The following is a 4,171-nucleotide window of genomic DNA, read 5'->3' on the forward strand; positions in this document are numbered from 1 at the left end:
CAGGGCGAGCCCCGTTACCGGTTGCCGGGCACCGATGAACAGCCTGTGCCTCTGATTGCCTACCACAGCCGTGGTTTTTTGCAGTCGGCTATCGACGGGCATCTGCAACGCGGCAAGCTGCCGGCGAATCTTTTGCCACTGAACGAGAATACCCAGTCCGCGAGCATCAAGGCCCTGGTCAAACAGGGCTTCGGCATGGGCTGGCTGCCCAAGCGGATGACGGAAAAAAGCGAACAGTTCGGTCGCCTGGTACGGGCTGGTGATGAGCGCTGGGACGTACCGCTGGAAATACGTTTGATCCGCCTGAGTGACGCCCGCTCAGACGACATACTGAATCTCTGGAAACAACTGGAAACCTGATATGCCAAATCACGACATCCTCGACCTGCAGCCTGCCCACATCCGTGAGCTGCAGAACCGGTACGAACGGGCCATGGCTGATCACGGTTATGACAGCCTGCTGATTGCCTCGGGCGCGGCGCCCTACCGGTATCGGGATGATCAGGCCTATGTATTTCAGGGCTTCGGCCCGTTTCTGCACTGGACCGGCCTGGCCGGACAGGAGCACAGCTGGCTGTTGGTTCGGCCCGGCCAGAAACCGGTGCTCTGGCTATACCAGCCGGTGGACTTCTGGCACGCCAACCCGGTGATGGCTGAAGAGCCCTGGCTGAAGGTTGTAGACGTTCGCATCCGGCAGCAGGCTGGCGCCCCGGAGCTAGATAGCCCGGGGAGGCTGGCGATAATCGGTGATCCGCTGGTGCTGGAAGGCGTGCCGGGAGATCATAACCCGGCGGTACTGGTGGCAGCCGTGGAAGAAACCCGCGTGCACAAAACTCCTTACGAAATTGAATGCCTGGCACACGCTAACCGGATCGCCCTGGCTGGTCACAGGGCGGCCAGAGAGGCGTTTCTGGCCGGCGACAGCGAATTCGGTATCAGTCTCGCCTACCAGCAGGCCACCGGCCAGCGGGAAGTGGAGGCGCCTTATCACAGCATCATCGGATTGAACGAACATGCAGGCACACTGCACTACCAGTACTACGACCTGAAGCCTCCCCGCCGGCCCCGCAGTCTGCTGATTGATGCCGGGGTGCGCTACCGTGGCTACTGTTCGGATATAACCCGCACCACCGCCGGGCCGGATGAGCCGAGATTCACCGCGCTGGTTCACGGGCTGGAGAAGCTGCAGCTGCGGCTGTGCGAGATGGTGTCGCCCGGCGTGGACTACGTGGACATTCACCGCAAGGCTCACCTGGGCATTGCGGCCCTGCTATCAGCTTCGGGGCTGGTATCCGGTTTGCCGGATGAAGCCGTGGTGGAGCAGGGCATTACCCGGGCGTTTTTTCCCCATGGTATCGGGCATTTTCTGGGCATTCAGGTGCACGATGTCGCCGGCAAACCGACGCCGTCCCCGGAAGATGCGCCGTTCCTGCGACTGACCCGTACCCTGGAGGCCAGCATGGTGGTCACCATCGAGCCGGGGCTCTATTTTATTCCATCGTTGTTGGAGCCTTTGCTGAACGGGCCTGAAGCCCAGTATCTGAACCGGGCGCTGATTGATGAACTGAAGAGCTGCGGTGGAATCCGGATTGAAGATAATGTGGTGGTCACAGCGTCCGGGGCCCGGAACTTAACTCGAGAATGCGAATAGTCACTTTTTACTACAAAAACCGATTGTAAAAGGGTTGCAATCCTGTTTGTTAATAACAATAATTATCACTAACTTTAGTGCTGTTAGTGAGAGCGCCCTATGTACGTTTGCCTGTGTTACGGGGTAACAGACAGAGAAATCCGCGAAGCCGCTGAAAGCGGTGTCAGTTCCATGCGCCAGCTCGGCAAGGAACTTGGCGTCGGTCGCCAGTGCGGTCGTTGCGCCTGCACTGCCCGGGAAATTCTGAAAGAGTCCCGGTCACCGGATTATATGGCGCTCGCCAATATGCTGGCGCAACCCGCCTGAGCGGGCGGGCCTGTCCACATATTGCAATTGCACCTCTTTCCCATCCGTGATTTTTTATTGCCGTTAAACCGACTATCCTTGTGAATTAACGCTTTCGCGACACAAGGAATCCGGTTATGAAAGGCGACAAAAAAGTCATCCAGCATCTGAACAAGGTCCTCGCCAACGAGCTGACGGCCATCAACCAGTACTTCCTGCATTCGAGAATGTACAAAGACTGGGGTATCACCAAGCTCGCGGCGAAAGAATACGAAGAATCCATCGATGAAATGAAACACGCCGATCAGCTGATCGAGCGAATTCTCTTCCTTGAGGGCCTGCCAAATCTGCAGGATCTGAACAAATTGCTGATTGGCGAGAATGTTCAGGAAATGATCGAGTGCGATCTCAAGCTTGAGCACACCGCGCACACAGACCTGAAAGAAGCCATCATCTACTGCGAGCAGGTTCAGGACTTTGCCAGCCGTGAACTGTTCCGGAGCATCCTCGACAGCGAGGAAGAGCACATCGACTGGCTCGAAACCCAGCTCGAAATGATTTCCCAGATGGGCATCCAGAACTATATCCAGCTGCAGTCGGCAGCTGCTGAGTAAACTCCCCGGCGTTCCGGACACCGGCTCATTCTGCGGGCCGGTGGCGCTTTCTCTCCACTCTGTTCCCCCTGCCTTTTTCCGGGTGCTTCCCCGATTGTCTGTCGAAACAGGTAGAATGGTCGCCCAGATTGGCCAGATATGCTGGCCCAACGCGGTTAATAAACCACTCCGGAGACTGAAATGGACCTGTCCTGCTTCAAAGCCTACGACCTGCGTGGCCGAGTACCTGACCAGCTAAACCCAATCCTGGCTGAGAAAATCGGCCGTGCCTACGTTGAAATCACCGGCGCCAAAAAAGTCATCGTCGGTTACGACATCCGGCTGTCCAGCCCCGAAATCGCCGACGCGTTGAGCTCCGGCCTGATGGCGGCCGGCGCCGATGTGTTTGATATTGGCCTGTGCGGCACCGAACAGGTGTACTTTGCCACCAGTCACTACCAGATGGACGGCGGCATCATGGTCACCGCCAGCCACAACCCCAAAGACCACAACGGCATGAAAATGGTGGGCCCGGAATCCCGGCCGATCAGTTCGGACAACGGCCTGAACGACATCCGGGACCGGGTGCTGGAACCGTTCTTTGACGCCGCAGAGCAGGGCAAATACGAAACCCTGGAAGTAATGAGCGCGTACGTCGACCATCTGCTGGGCTATATTGATGCTGGCTCACTGAAACCCATGACCATCGTCTGTAATGCCGGCAACGGTGGTGCTGGCCTGGTGATCGACGAACTGGAACAGCATCTGCCGTTCGACTTCATCAAGGTTCATCACGAAGCCGATGGTCACTTCCCGAATGGTGTGCCCAACCCGATCCTGCCGGAAAACCGCTCCGCGACTGCCGATGCCGTACTCCAGAATGGCGCCGCCATGGGCATTGCCTGGGACGGCGACTACGACCGCTGCTTCTTCTTCGACGAAACCGGCCGCTTCATCGAAGGCTACTACATCGTCGGCCTGCTGGCGGACCAGTTCCTGCGCAAGACCGGTGGCGGCAAAGTCATTCACGATCCCCGCCTGACCTGGAACACCCTGGATCTGGTCGAAGCCGCTGGCGGCGAAGCCATCGAAAGCAAGACTGGCCACGCCTTCATCAAACAGAGAATGCGCGACGAAGACGCCGTCTATGGGGGCGAAATGAGTGCCCACCACTACTTCCGCGACTTCGCCTACTGCGACAGCGGCATGATCCCCTGGCTGCTCGTGGCCGAGCGCCTGTGCCAGAGCGGCCAGACCCTGTCATCCCTGATCGACGCCCGAATCGAAGCCTACCCGGCCAGCGGTGAAATCAACCGCACCATCAGCGACCCCCCGAAAGTCATCGCCGCCATCGAAGCCAAGTACGGCGTGGGCGCGAAATCCGTCAGCCATGTCGACGGCCTGAGCGTGGAATTCGACAACTGGCGCTTCAACCTGCGCATGTCCAACACCGAACCGGTAGTTCGTTTAAACGTGGAAGCACGCGGAGATAAAGCGTTGATGGAAGCGAAAACCGAAGAACTGCTGGCGGAAATGGAGCGTTTGAACGCCTAACCCCTGAAACCCCGAACTGAGTTTGGGGACAAGTGGGGTGGAGGGCCTCCGGAAACTGTGCGGAGCCAGGGATGGCGGAGCTCAAGCG

General features: G+C 58.3%; 5 protein-coding genes. All 5 read left to right on the forward strand.

Features of this window, described 5'->3' with window-relative positions; genetic code table 11:
* Positions 1-360: LysR substrate-binding domain-containing protein (locus B3Y70_RS01260; protein WP_288589084.1), on the forward strand; the 360-nt coding region annotated here is incomplete at its 5' end.
* Position 361: 1 nt separating this feature from the next.
* Positions 362-1,651 carry a Xaa-Pro dipeptidase gene (gene pepQ / locus B3Y70_RS01265; RefSeq protein WP_273031249.1) on the forward strand — a complete coding sequence of 430 codons (1,290 nt, stop codon included), beginning with the start codon at positions 362-364 and terminating at the stop codon, positions 1,649-1,651.
* 99 nt (positions 1,652-1,750) lie between these two features.
* Positions 1,751-1,957: a bacterioferritin-associated ferredoxin gene (locus B3Y70_RS01270; protein ID WP_011784001.1), complete on the forward strand. Its 207-nt coding sequence runs from the start codon at positions 1,751-1,753 to the stop codon at positions 1,955-1,957.
* Between the two features lie 116 nt (positions 1,958-2,073).
* A complete protein-coding gene (bfr, locus tag B3Y70_RS01275; protein ID WP_011784002.1) occupies positions 2,074-2,550 on the forward strand; it encodes a bacterioferritin in 477 nt (158 codons plus the stop codon).
* Between the two features lie 180 nt (positions 2,551-2,730).
* Positions 2,731-4,083, forward strand: coding sequence for a phosphomannomutase (locus B3Y70_RS01280; RefSeq protein WP_273031247.1), 1,353 nt, complete (start codon positions 2,731-2,733; stop codon positions 4,081-4,083).
* Positions 4,084-4,171: the final 88 nt, after the last annotated feature.

This window comes from Marinobacter sp. UBA5687 (assembly GCF_002420325.1).
GTDB lineage: Bacteria > Pseudomonadota > Gammaproteobacteria > Pseudomonadales > Oleiphilaceae > Marinobacter > Marinobacter nauticus.

What these genes read in the sequence shown, in the direction of transcription:
- pepQ (WP_273031249.1), top strand. Translation starts at nt 362, where the DNA reads ATGCCAAATCACGACATCCTCGACCTGCAGCCTGCCCACATCCGTGAG.
- B3Y70_RS01270 (WP_011784001.1), top strand. Translation starts at nt 1,751, where the DNA reads ATGTACGTTTGCCTGTGTTACGGGGTAACAGACAGAGAAATCCGCGAA.
- bfr (WP_011784002.1), top strand. Translation starts at nt 2,074, where the DNA reads ATGAAAGGCGACAAAAAAGTCATCCAGCATCTGAACAAGGTCCTCGCC.
- B3Y70_RS01280 (WP_273031247.1), top strand. Translation starts at nt 2,731, where the DNA reads ATGGACCTGTCCTGCTTCAAAGCCTACGACCTGCGTGGCCGAGTACCT.